Source organism: Pseudoalteromonas sp. GW168-MNA-CIBAN-0100 (assembly GCF_040309225.1).
GTDB classification, from domain to species: Bacteria; Pseudomonadota; Gammaproteobacteria; order Enterobacterales; family Alteromonadaceae; genus Pseudoalteromonas; species Pseudoalteromonas arctica.
The window spans coordinates 85,879-101,601 of record NZ_JBEOOL010000003.1 but is presented as its reverse complement, the minus strand read 5'-3'; the positions used below and the strand labels follow the sequence as shown (position 1 = coordinate 101,601).

Below are 15,723 nucleotides of genomic sequence, written 5' to 3'. Positions count from 1 at the left end.
ATATTATGAGTGTACTGTCTTATTTTTCGGGTATTGAAAACGTGTGGCTAAATAAGCTTGTTACTAAGCTAACAAGCTCAAATGATCGCAGTGCTAAAAGCGGCAACGTTTATATAATTGGTGCGGGCCCAGGAGACGCAGAGCTAATTACGGTAAAAGCGCAGCGTTTAATTAATACCGCCGATATTGTTTTATACGATTGGTTAGTAAGCGATGATTTATTAAAAACGCTTCCTAAAAAAGCGCAGCGTGTATTTGTAGGTAAACGTGCGGGTAAGCACTCAATGACCCAAGCTAACATTTGCGAACTACTGGTTAAATACGCGCAACAAGGCTTGAACGTAGTGCGTTTAAAAGGCGGTGATCCGAGTATCTTTGCACGTATTAACGAAGAAGCCGATGCGCTTACTAAGCATAATATTAATTTTGCTATTATTCCGGGTGTTACAACGGCTTGTGCTACTTCTGCTTATACGGGTATTCCGCTCACTGCACGCGATGTAGCGCGTAGTGTTACATTTTTAACGGCGCAGTTTGCCGACCCTAACAAGCAACCTCATTGGCAAAATTACGCGTTTATGCCTGCAAACAACAACCCCACTTTAGTGGTTTATATGGGGCTTTCGCGCTTACAAGCGCTAAGCAGCGGTTTGCAATCAGTGGGTTGGCCAAGTAATACACCCATTGCACTAATAGAGAATGCCACTACCACTAAGCAAAAAGTAATTACCAGTACGCTTGAACTGATAGTAAATGAGCATGCTAAACACAACCTTCAAGGCCCTACCCTAATTATGATTGGCGAAGTAATAAATCATAAAATGGCAATTAGCCCTGAGTTATTAAACTGTATGAATGTTAACGCATGATACAAAATGAATAATGCACTTTTCGCGCTTACTACCTCCCCAGGAGTAGGCGCTTTTTTTGTTTTTAATTTGGGTTCAAGTTGTGTGCAATAACATGCTTAAATGCACCAAATAAGTTAAAAGTAATGGTAAGTTAAATTATAGAAACACAGTGACAAACAAAAATAACACTTTAAGCAATTGTATTAGCTTGATTTTAAATTCAATGATGAAATTTATTAATGATTGGAACAGTGGTTGCACTTTAAAAACAAAAAAGTGTGGAATAATACCAATGGCGACAAGCAATCCTCTCACAAAACAGTTTTTATTAGCGGCTAAGTATCAAGAAATACACGCGCTAAAGCAATTACAAAACAGTTGTGCCTCGCTTACTAAATTAGGCGATTTTGTACATCAGTTACAAAAAGAACGCGCAATGAGTAATATATTTTTGGCCTCAAATCGAGAGCGATTTAAAACCCAATTACAAGAACAAATCCCTTTAAGCGACAGCGCACAAACTGCATTTTATGATTCTCTTAAACAAACATTTATAAACGACAACGCCGATACTGGCCATACTCGGTTATTTAATTTAATTACCTACAGCTTACAAGCACTCGATGCATTACCGGTATTGCGCAAGCAAATAGCACAACAAAACATTAGTGCGGTACATGCTACGCAGTCATTCACTCAGTTAATTGCTAGTTTGCTCAATATTATTTTAGAGGCAGCTGATGGCGCAAGCGATCCCAAAATAACGCGCTTATTAGTCGCATTTTTTAATTTTATGCAAGGTAAAGAATACGCAGGACAAGAGCGTGCCTGTGGTGCACAAGCATTTGCAGCGAGTAAATTTACCACAGAACAAAAACAACAACTCGCGCATTTTGTACAAGAGCAAAACCACAGCTTTGACTTTTTTAATGAGAACGCCGATGCGCACCTTTTAAAATGTTTTGGCACACTAACAACGCATCAGGTTAATAATCAGGTAGAGCAACTTAGAAGTTTACTGCAAAAGCTCGATGACGAGAACGCTCAACCGCTCTCACAACTTAGCGAAGTATGGTACGAAGTAACCACTACGCGCATAGATATAATGCACAAAATTGAACAAAATATAGCAGATCAGTTAATTGATACCGCAGCAATGCAAATAGCCTGTGCTCAACGTAGCTTAAATACAAATAAGCAGGTACTTAACAATATGGTAGAGCAACACATAGCCCCTACTTTTGGCCAATTAGCCGTTAAGCAACCAGAGCCAGAAGTGAGCCAAAACATAGCGGCCGATAAGCTCAATAGTAATAAAAGTATGTACGATTTAATTATCGAGCAAAGCCAGCATATTAAACAAATAAACCAAGCGTTACTTGACGCTAAAAAAGTAATTAGTGAGCAAAAGGTAATTCACCAAGCCAAATATATACTTATTGAACAGTTAAAACTCACTGAAGAGCAAGCCCATAAACAGCTACAAAAACAAGCAATGGATACACATAAAACCTTATTTAACGTAGCGCAAACAATTGTACAAATGAGCGATTAAATATGCTGTTTTTACTAGGGCATGTTGCTCTTTAGTAAGAACACTACTCTACATAATACTTATTTATTCAGTCATAAATTTCACGATCAGACTTAGTTTTACCTTATTAGAAAATAGATTCATAAGCTACTGACTATAATAAGGTAAGGCTTTAATTTGGCGTTAATTTATAAAGTGAATAATTCAACACATTCAAAATAATCAACTACAATAAGTTAATCATTTGTTGCATCTCATTTTAATGAGGCATATTTATTTAATACTGTTGTAGGAGTTTGAATGCCCAATGTAGAGAGTTATTTAGAAGGTGTATCATTAATAGATGAGCAGCAATTAACGACTTCTCTTGATAATGACATTCAAACAAGCTTAAAAAGCTTTGCTGAGCTAATTTTAAACATTTTTGATGCAAGCTCATTCTCTATTGTTGCTGCCTAATTAACAATATATCCGACTCAATGGTATTTATATCTATGGGGATATCATTTTCTATTTTTTTAACTGACTTGGTAAGTTGATGTGTATACTTTAAATGAAGAAAGTTAAGTTGATGAAACTTAGCTCCTTTAGCTATTTCAAAAGCTGAGTAGACAGTAATACTTATCTCTGCTGCAGTTAATATTACAATAAGCATCAGTTTTCTTGAGATATTCATATACGACACCTATTTTAGCCACTAACCCAAAAATTTTAAATAACACTATAATAATTGTAGTATTTATAACATTAGGTATAGCAGATTTTATCTTTTTTACTAGCTCCTCTATGAATAACAATTGATATTTAGCTTTATTCACTTTTAATAAAAAGATCCTTTATTAGTTTTTTGCCACTATAAAGCAAACTTGGGTAATATTACGCCTCTAAAAGTGCTGGTGCATTGGCAAATACACCAGCAGCTAAATACAAAACTTTGTTAAGTCATCCCATATTTAAAAAGTGTATTAACATGCAGCATTTTTTGAATGAAAAATATAGGCTCGTGTGTGGTCGTACACTAGGTTAAAAGTAAAAGCGTAAAGGGTTATAAAAAAAGTTACGCCGATATCCATTATTAATGCTTCCCATAAGCCTACGTTTAAAATGCTCGCCATTACGGGAATAGTAAAAACAAGTAACCCACCTTGAAATAAAAGCACGTGAAAAATACGAAATAATACAGAACGTTGCTCTTTTGCACCGGTAGCTACTTTGTCAAAAAACCAATTAAAAACAAAATTCCAACACATCGCAATCGTTGCAATTATAATCATAGTGCCTGATAAAGCCGATATTGCATGCTCTGTAAATACAGCCAAACCAATAATCGACAGCGTTACCGCTAACACTTCAAACAAAACAGCCTGAAACATCCTCTCTAGCGACCCCATTTTTGCATCCATAATTAACCCCTTTTACGCCAAATAATTAAAGAAAATAATAGTGACATAATTTAATTATTTGCAAAGTTAGTAGCCATCACCTTTAGTGATAAGATGAGCATATAAGTACTCACCTTTAAGTTGAATGATATGTATAGTTTTGAGCAACTAAAAATTTTTGTAACCGTGGTAGAAACAGGATCTTTTTCGGCAACAGCCCGAAAGCTTAACCGTGCACAATCGGGAATTAGCCAAGCTATTTCTAATCTTGAAATAGCGATTAATCAAACATTGTTTACGCGTAATAAAAATATACCCAGCTTAACGATTAGCGGCAAGGCATTGTTACCTGTCGCATACTCTATACTTCATCAGCAAAAATATTTTGACCAAAAAGTGGATGCATTAGCAAAAAATTATGAGCATGAGGTAATTATAGCTATTGATGAAAGCCTAAATAATCAAGATATTTTAAAAGTGATTGCCCCACTTGCTGATCAGTTCCCGATTACTAATTTCGAAATAATATCGACAACAACTGACGATGTAGACAACTTAGTAAAAATAGGAAAAGCACAAGTAGGTATCATTTATAGTGATGGGGAACTAAAAGTTGATATGGATTTTTTTCTATTAGGTCAAGCTCGATTTTTAACGATTTCATCACCAGAACACCCGCTTGCAAAGCTAAAGGCTGTAACAAGCAATGATTTAAAAGCCCATAGGCAATGTGTTCATCGCAGCCTTAGCCAAAAAGAGTTATGGTTTAGCTACGCAATTAGCTCTAGAATTTGGTACGCAAATACACATCAAACTATTATCGACTTAGTAGTTCAGGGTATTGGTTGGGCGCTTGTACCCGAGCTTGCTATTAAGAGGTATATAAACCAAGCTGAAGTGGTAACGCTACCCGTTACTCATGAACAAGGCGGTTGGCTTACTCCTGTGGGATGCGTTGTTTCAAGAAGCCGATCAACAGGACCTGTTCTTCAAAGTTTAATAAATAGGTTGCAGCAACACTTTTTAAAGAGTGATAGCGCGGGAATAAAACAGTTTTAAACTGCTTTATTCACTTTTAATAGCAAGCTTTTTCTTTAGCTTTTCTTGCCACTCTACAGCAAGCTCTGGCAAAGTTAATGCTTCTAAAAGTATGTCTTCATAACCTACGTATTTCTTATCAAAAAAAGCCTGAAACAGCTTTTTTACTGATATGTCGTGCGAGGCTTTCTTCTCGATAACAACACTATCACCCGTTTTTGCAACGCCCTGCTCTAGTACCCTAAAATACACGCCAGTGCAGTAATGCTGCGTAAACAATTTAAGGCTGTTTTTATTATTAAGGGCGATAGCTAATTTAAAACAAGGTACACGAGGCTGGCTTACTTCAAGCAGTGCAGTACCAATTCGAATATGGTCACCTATGTGTATATTCACTTCATCAAGGTCAGAAATTGTGAAGTTTTCGCCAAAGGCACCTACTGCTAAATCATCATTCTCGAGGGTTTGTTTCCAATACTCATAATGATTGTGCGAAAAAGCATATACCGCTTTATCTACCCCGCCGTGATTAACTAAATCAGCTTGCTCGTCACCTATAATGTTTAGTTTTTCAATAACAACAGGTTCGTTAGTTGGGGTTTTGAATATTCCCGTTTTCACCTCTTTACCATTATGAATAAGAGTTTTAATTTTAGAGATATTAGTCGAGATGATTTTCATTGCGATACCAACGGATGAGGAAGTAAAGATTAATTATGCAGGTTTTAAAATTATTATAAATAAATTTAAGCAAAAAGATGACCGCTTAAGACTAGGGCGTGTTTATCTTTGTGGATTGAAATTTATTCAATCTAAGGGCGATTAAATCGCGGCGCGAGGTTTGTAACCTAGTGGGCTAAGTAAAAACCGAGCAACAAAGAGTTAATCGTCCCTAGAAAGAACCCAGAGGGCAGCGCATGTTTGGTATTTATGCTGCGTTATCGCCCATTAATGGGGAATAACCACACTACATAGGCTCTGACTTGCCTAAAAACCAAACATACTGCTGTAAATTCAACCACCAAAGTTCAACACGCCCTAAGCAGTCATTTCACAATATACAGTTTTTATTATTCTGCTTGTTTTAAAAAATACGTTTCGGCCAGTCCGTTATGTATTCCAGCTAAGTCTATTTGTATTTCATCGATAAAGTCATGCAACAGACCATTTTTAAGTACTCGTACGTCTTTATTTTCTAACTCAACAATTGCATCATCAATTGATTTAATAATTTCTGTTGAGTTTGGCAAAGGTAAAACCAATGCTTTTAATTCATTCATACAAAATAAAATAGATCGTGGGAATACTTTGCTGTGCATCACAAATTCTATTACATCAGCACGCTGTACTCTAACGCCCATTTCTTGGCGATACATTTGATAAGCACTTAACGAACGCAATAAACTGATCCACTGAATATTATCAAACGGCTTCACTTCTTCTTCATTAGTAATTAACGTAGCAGAGCGAATATCTAAAATTCGCGATGTCATGTCTGCGCGCTCTATAATCGAACCAAAGCGGATAAAAACATAGCCCTGATCATGATTAATTGTGGCATCTAACGCCCCAAATATTTGATGGGCTGAATCTATAATCTTTTTTAAATAATCAAAACGTCCGCGCTTTGTTATCCCTTCTTTTTGATTATCTTTTACATAATAATAAAGAGAGTTAATTTCTTCCCATACATCTCGAGGTATTACATCGCGGATTGTACGCGCGCTTTCTCGTGCCGAAGTAATAGAGTTTAAAATTGACGAGCTGTTATCACTACCAACAAGTAAATACCTTAATGCTTTTTGTTCAGTAAAATCAGTATGGTTTTCTGAATACGCTTTACGCACACCAATAATATCAATTAATGGCTCCCAGCCGGTACATACGCCTTTGGGTAAGTCCATCATCAGTAAATTGTTAACGTTGATTAAACGAGCTACATTTTCCGCACGCTCAATGTATCGAGATACCCAATATAAAGTTTCGCCTACTCTTGATAACATATTATTTAGCCTCTTCGTCAACAATCCAAGTATCTTTACTGCCACCACCTTGTGATGAATTAACCACCAAAGAGCCTTTAACCATAGCAACACGCGTTAATCCGCCAGTGGTAACTTGCGTATCTTTACCTGATGATAAAATAAACGGTCTTAAATCGGTATGTCGACCATCTGGTTTATTACCATCAAATGTTGGTACTGTTGATAAATCTAATGTTGGTTGAGCTACCCAGTTTCGTGGGTCCGCTTTAATTTGAGCAATACACGCTTCTTGTTCTTTTTTAGTCGATTTAGGTCCAATTAATAATCCATATCCACCAGATTCATTTGCTGGTTTAACAACAAGCTTATCGATATTTTTAATCACATGGTCGCATTCTTTCGGGTCTAAACATTTGAACGTTGGGACATTAGCAAGCTTAGCTTCCTCGCCTAAGTAGTACTTAATCATCTCAGGTACGTAAGCGTAAACTACTTTGTCATCAGCAACGCCTGCGCCTGGTGCATTAACCAAAGCAACATTACCTTTAGACCAAGCACGCATTAATCCAGGAACGCCAAGTTGGGATTCTGGTAAAAAGGCTTCTGGGTCTAAAAACAAATCATCTATACGACGATAAATAACATCAACTCGTTGTAGCCCTGTGATTGTTCTCATGTATACACAGTCATCTTTTTCAACAACTAAATCGCGCCCTTCTACCAGTTCGCAACCCATTTCTTGGGCAAGGTAACAATGCTCAAAATAAGCGGAGTTAAACACCCCAGGAGTAAGTACCACGACTTCTGGTTTATCTTGTGGACGAGGCGACATTGCCGCTAGCATATCAAATAATTGTGAAGGGTAATCATCAACAGGTAAAATCGATACTTGCTCAAATAATTCAGGGAATACACGCTTCATTACAGAGCGATTTTCAAGCATATAAGAAACACCAGAAGGAACACGCAGGTTATCCTCAAGCACATACATTGTACCGCTACCATCGCGTACTAAATCTGAGCCACAGATATGCGCCCATATTTTATTTGGCGGGTTTATTCCCACGCATTGCTGGCGAAAGTTAACTGATTTTTCTAGTAACCCTTTTGGAAAAACACCATCTTTTATTATTTTTTGGTCGTGGTATAAATCATCTATAAAAAGGTTAAGCGCTTCAACACGTTGCTTTAAACCAACCTCTACGCTTTGCCATTCTTTTTTACCAATAGTTCGAGGGATAATATCAAACGGCCAGGCTCTATCAATCATATTACCTTCGTTGTAAACCGTGAAAGTAATACCCATTTCTTTAATTGCTAAATCAGCAACCGCTCTGGCTTTTACTAATTCTTCTGCTGATAAATTAGCAAAAAATTGTGCTAATTGTGTTCCATGCGATCTAACGTTTCCTTGTGCATCAATTAATTCATCAAAGAAACCTTTTGTTTGGTACGCTTTCCAATCAATTTTCATACACTCTTTCACCTTATCCATCATCATATATGACGTAGTTAAACTGCTATTCCATTCGAATCATATCAACTGCTACATCAAGCAATTGACTACCGCCACCAAATACCACTCCTTTTAAAGGAGTTACGTCAGAAAAGTCTCGCCCTACGGCTAGAGTAATATGCTGATCGCGTGGTAAAACATTATTTGTTGGATCAAAATCAACCCAACCAAAGTTTGGCACAAATACCGCAAACCATGCATGAGTTGCATCTGCACCTTCTAGCTTTTCTTCGCCTTCTGGTGGCATAGTTTCTATGTACCCACTTACGTATCGACCTGCTAACCCTACGCTGCGTAAGCATGCAAGCGCAAAGTGTGCAAAGTCTTGGCAAACGCCCCTTTTTTGTGCAAAAACAGTGCTCAAAGGCGTACTAATTGTTGTAAAACCAGGATCATAATGAAATTCATGAAAAATCCGTGCCATTAAATCTTTGCATGCAGAAATTATATTTTTGTGTGCATCAAACGAAATTAATGCGTATTCCTTAATTCCTTTATCTATTGGAATAAGCTGTGAAGGTAGTACAAATTCAGACGTTTTTAATAATTCCGCTGTATTTGGTTTAACCAATAAATCACGTACTTTTCGCCAAGCAATATCAACGCTCTCTAAATTACTATTAGCGCCGACTAACAGTTCTACCTCGCTGATCATCGTTACTTTAAGTTTTTTATGCTGTATTGCTATTTCAAACGCTGTTACCTGATTATTAAAATAATCAGTAAATGTTTGTAAGTAAGTCGGTGTAGGTTCAATTTCTACACGACTACTGTGGCATATTTGCCCGCGATTCGTTTTTGGCGTTAATCGCGCTTGGTTTTGACACAAACTAACAAAGTCTGAATAGTTGTATGTAGTCGAGTGCTTTATTTTATATTTCACGATTGAGCTTGCTCAATATTAGTCCAGTTCAATTTATTTGCCGTTTGGGTATGAGAAAAATACTGTAGTAATAATACATCACAAAATGTATCTAAGTTCATACGCGTATTATGGTTAAATTCGATTAACTGGTTACGTTGTCCATTTTCACTTTTTTGTAGGTAATCTTTCTCAGTTACATAACAACTTGTTTTAGACAGTAAAATTGCTTTTTCGTGTGCCGCAATTACGCCTTGTCTGCGTTTTGTGGGTAAATGCTTACACAACTTATTAATTTCCTCTAACTGAAATAATAAAGAACGTGGGTATTCAGCATCTAAAAGTAATAACTCAAGCCCTGTACCAATGGTTTGATACATTCTGTATCGGCGCTTATGCGTAACTAAACTAACTTGGCAACTTAGCACTGCTTCAAGTAAGCCAAGCTCTTCGGGCTCGTCTAACTCTTTGGTTAATAAAGCCGCACTTAATGATGTTATTTGTAAGCTACGCTCTACTCTTCTGCCCATTTCGAGTAAAAACCAGCCGTTACTATTTGGCATACAATCTGTAATCGAGCCATTAAAAGCCATAATTGAGCCTATAACTCTATCTAGGCTGCTTTGCATTGCACGCGTTGGAATATTAATATTTACATTTTTAAATACTTTAATTTGCTCATTAATATCATCAATTATTCGGCGGCTATCATGAGATAGTAATTCTTGAATTTGCACCGACGCATTTGCAATGTACTTTAATGTATTAATAATACTGCCAGCGCATTGCTCGTCTGCAAGCAGTTGAAAGGCGGTTTCTTTAGACAGATTTACATCAATGCCATCTAGTTTTAAATCAGGTTCTATATAGGGATAAACAATATATTGCGACCTAATGGCATTAGAAAGCCGTGCAACTATACTTTTTCGTATTGAATCTGGGTAAACAGAAAATTCGGTGTACTTGTCTATAAAAATACGCAATATACGTATGGTATTTTCGCAGCGTTCTAAGTATCGGCCCAACCAAAAAAGGTGCTCAGCCGTACGGCTCGAAATAACCCCTTCGAGTAGCGTTACATCCATTCTTTTTCTAATTGGCACCGGTGGATTATGCTCGCCTAAATCAACTCTATCGGCTGTATTTATCCATGTATCTTTGATCCAACCAGATATTCTCGGGTTGTTACTTTTTTCGTTCGAAAAACACAGTGCTGAAGGAAGTACTTCTACGCCATTTTCAGTGGTTAATGCATAGCATCTAAACACCACTGGCTTGGAGATTAATTGCCCGTCATGCCAAAATGGTGCACTGCTAAAAGAAGGTTTTTCTTGGAAAAAGTAATTATCGGGTTCTTTGCTAATAAGTAGCTTTATTTCTTGCTCGTCTAGCACTCCATCTAACTTGAGTGTAGGGTCTATAGCAGATAGTAGTTCGAGGTTATTCCAATCAATGGCTTGCGCTTCTTTTATACTTAAGTAATTTGGCTCACCTAACAACAGCGGTTGTTTTAAAATTTGCTGCGATAACTTTTCTAAGTTGCACTTTATTGAAGGTGATGAGAGCACACCGCTACCAAACGGGTTTAAAACCTTAACCGACCCTTGTCGTACCGATTGTAATAAGCCCGGAATACCATGAAGTGAATATTCAGTTTGCTCTAAAGAGTCAATACAACGATCAGAAACCCAGCGTAAAATGACATTAATTTTACCCAAGCCTTGTAACGATTTCAAACATACGTCACCACCACGTACGGTTAAGTCGGCGCTTTGTACTAATGTATAGCCAAAGTAGGTAGATAGGAATGCATGCTCGTTGTAGTTAGGGTCATCAATTCCTTGGGTAAGGATTACAATTCGTGGGTCATCCATATAATGGGTATATTCGTTAATACCCTCTTGGAATAGGTTTAAAAATTCTTTAATTTGCTGAACATTACATTCGGCAAATTCTTCAGCCATTACACGCCTTGCAATAATACGGCTTTTAATTAATAGCCCTAAGCCCAGCGGGCACTGGCAATGATCGCTTAATACTTTAAATTCGCCTGTTGGCGTGCGGTAAACATCTAACGCGGTAAAAAAAAGTGTTAATTCGTTACTAGGTAGGCTAAAACCTTCGCGTAAGTAATTAGGGTCTTGAAAAAGCTGCTTTGCAGGAATATGACCATCAACTAATAATGTTTGGTCACCGTAAATATCTTGCTGAATTTTATTTAATAAAAGGGTTCTTTGTTTTATTCCCTCTTCGAGCAACGCCCAATCAGCTTTAGATAACATAAATGGCAATGGGTCGAAATGCCACTGCTTATTGCTTTCATTTTTAATATTGCCATTTTGTAGCAATTGGCTAATTTCTGTAGCGCGGCTGCTAACATCATCTGCTGTTAGACTAGCTAAACGCTTAAATAAAGTATCCCAATGGTCTGGGTTTAAACCACTGTGGTTTGCTAGTTCATCATGTCCATGTGATTTATCAAGGTATAAAGACAACCACTCAGGCAATTCCGGCATCGCGTTATTGTTAATATACAAGCTGAAAGCGCTCCAATTTATAGTAAATAGCCGTGTTCATAATGATGCTTTAAAAATATTTAGTCATTCCACTTTAAATAATTTCAAAGTGGAATGACACAACTATCAATTATTATTTAAAGTTAGGCTGCCTGCGTAAATCCAAGGTATTTGGATAATCAGGATTACTACTTTCTTCATCAGGTACCACGTATTCACTTGCGCTTTGCGCCGATTGAAAACTATGCGTAACCGCCGATGGACTCCAGCTTGGTTCTGCTGATGCAAGTAACGATGGTGTATGCCCATGCTCCCAAAATCTTGCAACTCTGCGCCCTTCGGCTTCAAATGCATTAACCGGTAGCGTTTCAGGATTACGACCTCCAGCATGGCTCACATGATATACAAAGCCTCCAACTGAACGACCTTCCCACGTATCGATTAAATCAAAAACTAATGGAGCATGTACGCCAATAGTTGGGTGAAGTGCTGTAGGTGGTTGCCAAGCTCTGTATCGTATACCCGCGACCATTTCATCTTTTGCTTTACCTTTAACCGGTTTAAGCGGCACTCTTCGACCATTACACGTTACAACATAGCGATCGCTCATTGTTCCTTGTACTTTTATTTGTACTCTTTCTAATGACGAATCTACATAGCGCGCCGTACCCGACGCACTTGCCTCTTCGCCTAGTACATGCCAAGGCTCGATTGCGGTTCTAAGCTCAAGTGTAACGTTATCAAGTTCTCGTGTTCCACATACCGGAAATCTAAATTCAAAAAATGGATTTAACCAACTTAACTGAAATTGAAAACCTGCTTGTTGTAAATCGCGGCTTACTTCAGCTAAATCGTTTTCTACATATTGTGGTAATAAAAACTTATCGTGTAACTCTGTACCCCAACGTATTAATGGCTTGTGGTAAGGTTTTTTCCAAAACCAAGCAAGTAAAGTACGCAACAGTAGCATTTGCACTAAGCTCATTTGTGAATGTGGAGGCATTTCAAAGCCTCTAAATTCTACAATCCCTAAACGACCTGTGGCTGAATCGGGAGAATAGAGCTTATCAATACAAAACTCTGCTCTGTGTGTATTACCCGTTAAATCCACTAATAAATTACGAAGTAACCTATCAACTAACCAAGGTTCAGGCACTTCACCTTCGGGCATATGCGAAAAGGCAATTTCTAGCTCGTATAAAACTTCATCACGGGCTTCATCCACTCGCGGTGCTTGGCTTGTAGGACCAATAAAAAGCCCCGAAAATAAATACGACAAACCAGGATGATGCTGCCAATAGGTAATAAAACTTCTTAAAATATCGGGTCTGCGTAAAAATGGGCTTTGCTCAGGTGTTTCGCCACCAAGCGTTACGTGGTTACCACCACCAGTACCCGTATGGCGACCATCTGCCATAAACTTATCGGTACCTAATCGGCATTGTTTTGCAAGGTCGTATAACGTATTAGTACGATCTACTAATTGATCCCACGATGTAGAAGGATGAATATTTACTTCAATAACACCTGGATCTGGCGTTACAGCGTATTTTTCTACGCGGCTATCTTTAGGTGGGCTATAGCCTTCAATAACAAGTGGCATTTTAAGTTCTTTTGCCACACTCTCTATACTACTTATTAAACCCATGTAATGTTCAAAATGACTTGTTGGTGGCATAAATATATATAAACGCCCCTCTCTCACTTCCATTACAAGCGCAGTTTTAACCATTTCTTTACCAATAAAGCCCTTTTTAAGCTTTTTAGCTTTGGTAAAATTTTCTGGAATATCAAACGGGTCGCGGTCAATAATATTGCCGCTCCACTCAAGGCTGTCTAAAGGTAGGCGATAACCAAGTGGTGATTCACCCGGTAATAAAAAACAATGACCCCGTTTAAACTCCCACGTACACGACTGCCAACAGTTTTTACTGTCGTTCCATTTTAAAGGTAGAACATAGCCAACAGGCTTTTCTATGCCTTTATCCATTTTAGCTAAAAAGCCTTTTCGGCTCATTGCATGGAGAAGTTCTGGTTGATCTGGCTTTATTTCGGTAGGTAATGAGGCTTCTTGCCACATGTGATATAAAATATCTTCATAAGCCGTAGTAAGTGCCTTGGTTTCAAGACCAAGTGAGTCACACAGTTTATCAGCAAACTTTTTAGTATCGGTATGATCAAATTTATAATCTTTATTAGGATCGGCTAATAGTGCAGCATCTTGCCATAAAGGCTCACCATCTTTGCGCCAATAACATGCGTATTGCCAACGTGGTAATGGCTCACCCGGATACCATTTACCTTGTCCGTAATGAGTAAAGCCACCTTTTGTGTATACTTTATTCATTTCTACAAATAAATTTTGAGCTAATATTCTTTTTTCTTTACCATCGGCATCAGTATTCCACTGAGGATGTTCCATATCGTCAATAGAAATAAACGTAGGCTCGCCACCCATAGTTAAATGTATGTTTTCTTCATTGTAAACATTGTCAACGTGCTGACCTAAGCGGTTAATTGCCGCCCACTGCGCCTCAGAATAAGGCTTAGTAACACGTGGGTCTTCGTGTACACGCGTTACTTTATTATAAAAGCTAAACTCAGATTTACAGTCGTCTATACCGCCGGTTACCGGCGCTGCCGAGCTTGGCTCTGGCGTACATGCCAATGGAATATGTCCTTCACCGGCAAATAAACCCGAGGTAGGATCAAGCCCTATCCAACCTGCACCTGGAATATACACCTCGGTCCATGCATGCAAATCGGTAAAGTCTTCTTCTGGACCGCTTGGACCATCTAGTGATTTTTGATCTGAGGTTAGCTGTACCAGGTAACCCGATACAAATCGAGATGCCAACCCTAAATGACGAAACAATTGTACTAACAACCAAGCAGAATCACGACACGAACCTGTTTTTTTACTTATTGTTTCGTTTGCCGTTTGCACACCGGGTTCTAAACGAATGCCATAACCTACTAATTCATAAATAGCTTGATTAACAGCCACTAAAAAATCAACGCTTCTAAGCGGCTCTTTAGGGTTTAAAGATTCAATTAATTCTTTAAATTTTGGACTGGCTTTGCGTTTTTTTAAATAAGGAGTGAGTTCTGACTTTGAAATAGCATCGTAAACAAACGGGAAGTTTTCGGCGTAATCTTCTAAAAAGAAATCAAAAGGATTAATAACCGTTAGTTCGGCGACCAAATCAACTGTAAAACTAAATTCGGTAGTTGGCTTGTTAAACACCACCCTCGCTTGGTAATTACCAAAAGGGTCTTGTTGCCAATTTATATAATGATCTTCTGGAACTATTTTTAAAGAATAACTTTTAATTTTTGTACGGCTATGTGGCGCTGGACGTAATCGGAATATATGCGGCCCCATATTAACTGACCGATCGTATTTATACTGAGTATGGTGCGAAATCCCAACTGTAATTGTCATCTATTAATTCTCCTTTAATAATGTATGGCCACAATATAACGCTGAAAATATTATTTGGACTAATTCACTTTTGCAATTTTTATACCAAAAGACTTGCTTAAGTAGTACTGTTCATCCACTCGCGGCTCTTGCACAAAGCAACGTTATGCATAAAGGTTTTGACCTAATTAATAGGAAAAACACACCAATTCAATAAATAGTAAACTTAGTGTAATTTAAACCATCAATTTTAGATTTTTAATGGTGCAGAAAATGCACCAAAATAGTGCTTTAAAATAACTTACAATTAAAGCTAATTAATTTAAAATATTGAAATAAAACAAATAAAGTTAATTTTTAAAAATACTTACTCCGTTATTTATAACGCTAAACGGTTATAATTAAAAGTATTTATTTAGAGTTTAAAAATCATTAAAAATAATCATTAAATAGTAAGAAATAGTTCACAATAAAGCTGCTGTTAAAGTAAGTAACGGTGCTATACTAGATCGATTTTTAACCGCTTACGTTACAGTAAAACTAACAATCTCGATGACATAAAACAAGCAACTTTTAATACATAGATGCTTACTTTAAAGAGTAGTTTTGCAGTGG

12 protein-coding genes are annotated in these 15,723 nt (G+C 37.6%); 4 read left to right on the top strand and 8 right to left on the bottom strand.

From position 1 onward, the window contains the following. Positions 1-5 precede the first annotated feature (5 nt). The 3 genes from cobA to AAEY62_RS02520 all read left to right on the top strand — a co-directional run bounded on the left by cobA (position 6) and on the right by AAEY62_RS02520 (position 2,844). A complete protein-coding gene (gene cobA, locus AAEY62_RS02530) occupies positions 6-869 on the top strand; it encodes a uroporphyrinogen-III C-methyltransferase (RefSeq protein ID WP_350634553.1) in 864 nt (287 codons plus the stop codon). Positions 870-1,143: 274 nt separating this feature from the next. Then, positions 1,144-2,406: a nitrate- and nitrite sensing domain-containing protein gene (locus tag AAEY62_RS02525; RefSeq protein ID WP_350634552.1), complete on the top strand. Its 1,263-nt coding sequence runs from the start codon at positions 1,144-1,146 to the stop codon at positions 2,404-2,406. Positions 2,407-2,685: 279 nt separating this feature from the next. Further along, the gene (locus AAEY62_RS02520; RefSeq protein ID WP_350634551.1) at positions 2,686-2,844 is read left to right on the top strand and encodes a hypothetical protein; all 159 of its coding nucleotides are present in this window, start codon (positions 2,686-2,688) and stop codon (positions 2,842-2,844) included. On the opposite strand, the gene AAEY62_RS02515 is transcribed toward AAEY62_RS02520, so the two are convergent. Together AAEY62_RS02515 and AAEY62_RS02510 are read right to left on the bottom strand one after the other, a co-directional pair. Then, the gene (locus tag AAEY62_RS02515) at positions 2,828-3,061 is read right to left on the bottom strand and encodes a hypothetical protein (RefSeq protein WP_350634550.1); all 234 of its coding nucleotides are present in this window, start codon (positions 3,059-3,061) and stop codon (positions 2,828-2,830) included. The two genes, AAEY62_RS02520 and AAEY62_RS02515, sit on opposite strands and share 17 nt — an antisense overlap. Before the next feature lie 289 nt (positions 3,062-3,350). Next, positions 3,351-3,788, bottom strand: a complete 438-nt coding sequence (locus tag AAEY62_RS02510) for a PACE efflux transporter (protein ID WP_350634549.1) — start codon at positions 3,786-3,788, stop codon at positions 3,351-3,353. Between the two features lie 129 nt (positions 3,789-3,917). Between AAEY62_RS02510 and AAEY62_RS02505 the strand changes: the two genes are divergently transcribed. Further along, a complete protein-coding gene (locus AAEY62_RS02505; RefSeq protein ID WP_350634548.1) occupies positions 3,918-4,826 on the top strand; it encodes a LysR family transcriptional regulator in 909 nt (302 codons plus the stop codon). Between the two features lie 6 nt (positions 4,827-4,832). On the opposite strand, the gene AAEY62_RS02500 is transcribed toward AAEY62_RS02505, so the two are convergent. The 6 genes from AAEY62_RS02500 to AAEY62_RS02475 all read right to left on the bottom strand — a co-directional run bounded on the left by AAEY62_RS02500 (position 4,833) and on the right by AAEY62_RS02475 (position 15,129). Beyond that, positions 4,833-5,486, bottom strand: a complete 654-nt coding sequence (locus tag AAEY62_RS02500; protein WP_350634547.1) for an MOSC domain-containing protein — start codon at positions 5,484-5,486, stop codon at positions 4,833-4,835. A 389-nt stretch (positions 5,487-5,875) separates the two neighbouring features. Next, positions 5,876-6,808 carry an alpha-E domain-containing protein gene (locus tag AAEY62_RS02495; RefSeq protein ID WP_007585221.1) on the bottom strand — a complete coding sequence of 311 codons (933 nt, stop codon included), beginning with the start codon at positions 6,806-6,808 and terminating at the stop codon, positions 5,876-5,878. Between the two features lies 1 nt (position 6,809). Next, the gene (locus AAEY62_RS02490; RefSeq protein WP_007585223.1) at positions 6,810-8,264 is read right to left on the bottom strand and encodes a circularly permuted type 2 ATP-grasp protein; all 1,455 of its coding nucleotides are present in this window, start codon (positions 8,262-8,264) and stop codon (positions 6,810-6,812) included. 46 nt (positions 8,265-8,310) lie between these two features. Beyond that, on the bottom strand, positions 8,311-9,189 hold the full coding sequence (locus AAEY62_RS02485; protein WP_024590933.1) for a transglutaminase family protein: 879 nt from the start codon (positions 9,187-9,189) through the stop codon (positions 8,311-8,313). Next, positions 9,186-11,705 (bottom strand): circularly permuted type 2 ATP-grasp protein, encoded by a 2,520-nt coding sequence (locus AAEY62_RS02480; RefSeq protein WP_350634546.1) that lies wholly within the window; start codon positions 11,703-11,705, stop codon positions 9,186-9,188. The genes AAEY62_RS02485 and AAEY62_RS02480 overlap by 4 nt, the downstream gene beginning before the upstream one ends. Positions 11,706-11,817: 112 nt before the next feature. Continuing rightward, positions 11,818-15,129: a transglutaminase family protein gene (locus AAEY62_RS02475; RefSeq protein ID WP_350634545.1), complete on the bottom strand. Its 3,312-nt coding sequence runs from the start codon at positions 15,127-15,129 to the stop codon at positions 11,818-11,820. Positions 15,130-15,723 lie beyond the last annotated feature (594 nt).

Coding starts and splice junctions, on each gene's coding strand:
- AAEY62_RS02495 (WP_007585221.1), bottom strand. CDS start 6,808: ATGTTATCAAGAGTAGGCGAAACTTTATATTGGGTATCTCGATACATT.
- cobA (WP_350634553.1), top strand. CDS start 6: ATGAGTGTACTGTCTTATTTTTCGGGTATTGAAAACGTGTGGCTAAAT.
- AAEY62_RS02500 (WP_350634547.1), bottom strand. CDS start 5,486: ATGAAAATCATCTCGACTAATATCTCTAAAATTAAAACTCTTATTCAT.
- AAEY62_RS02475 (WP_350634545.1), bottom strand. CDS start 15,129: ATGACAATTACAGTTGGGATTTCGCACCATACTCAGTATAAATACGAT.
- AAEY62_RS02525 (WP_350634552.1), top strand. CDS start 1,144: ATGGCGACAAGCAATCCTCTCACAAAACAGTTTTTATTAGCGGCTAAG.
- AAEY62_RS02520 (WP_350634551.1), top strand. CDS start 2,686: ATGCCCAATGTAGAGAGTTATTTAGAAGGTGTATCATTAATAGATGAG.
- AAEY62_RS02515 (WP_350634550.1), bottom strand. CDS start 3,061: ATGAATATCTCAAGAAAACTGATGCTTATTGTAATATTAACTGCAGCA.
- AAEY62_RS02505 (WP_350634548.1), top strand. CDS start 3,918: ATGTATAGTTTTGAGCAACTAAAAATTTTTGTAACCGTGGTAGAAACA.
- AAEY62_RS02490 (WP_007585223.1), bottom strand. CDS start 8,264: ATGAAAATTGATTGGAAAGCGTACCAAACAAAAGGTTTCTTTGATGAA.
- AAEY62_RS02510 (WP_350634549.1), bottom strand. CDS start 3,788: ATGGATGCAAAAATGGGGTCGCTAGAGAGGATGTTTCAGGCTGTTTTG.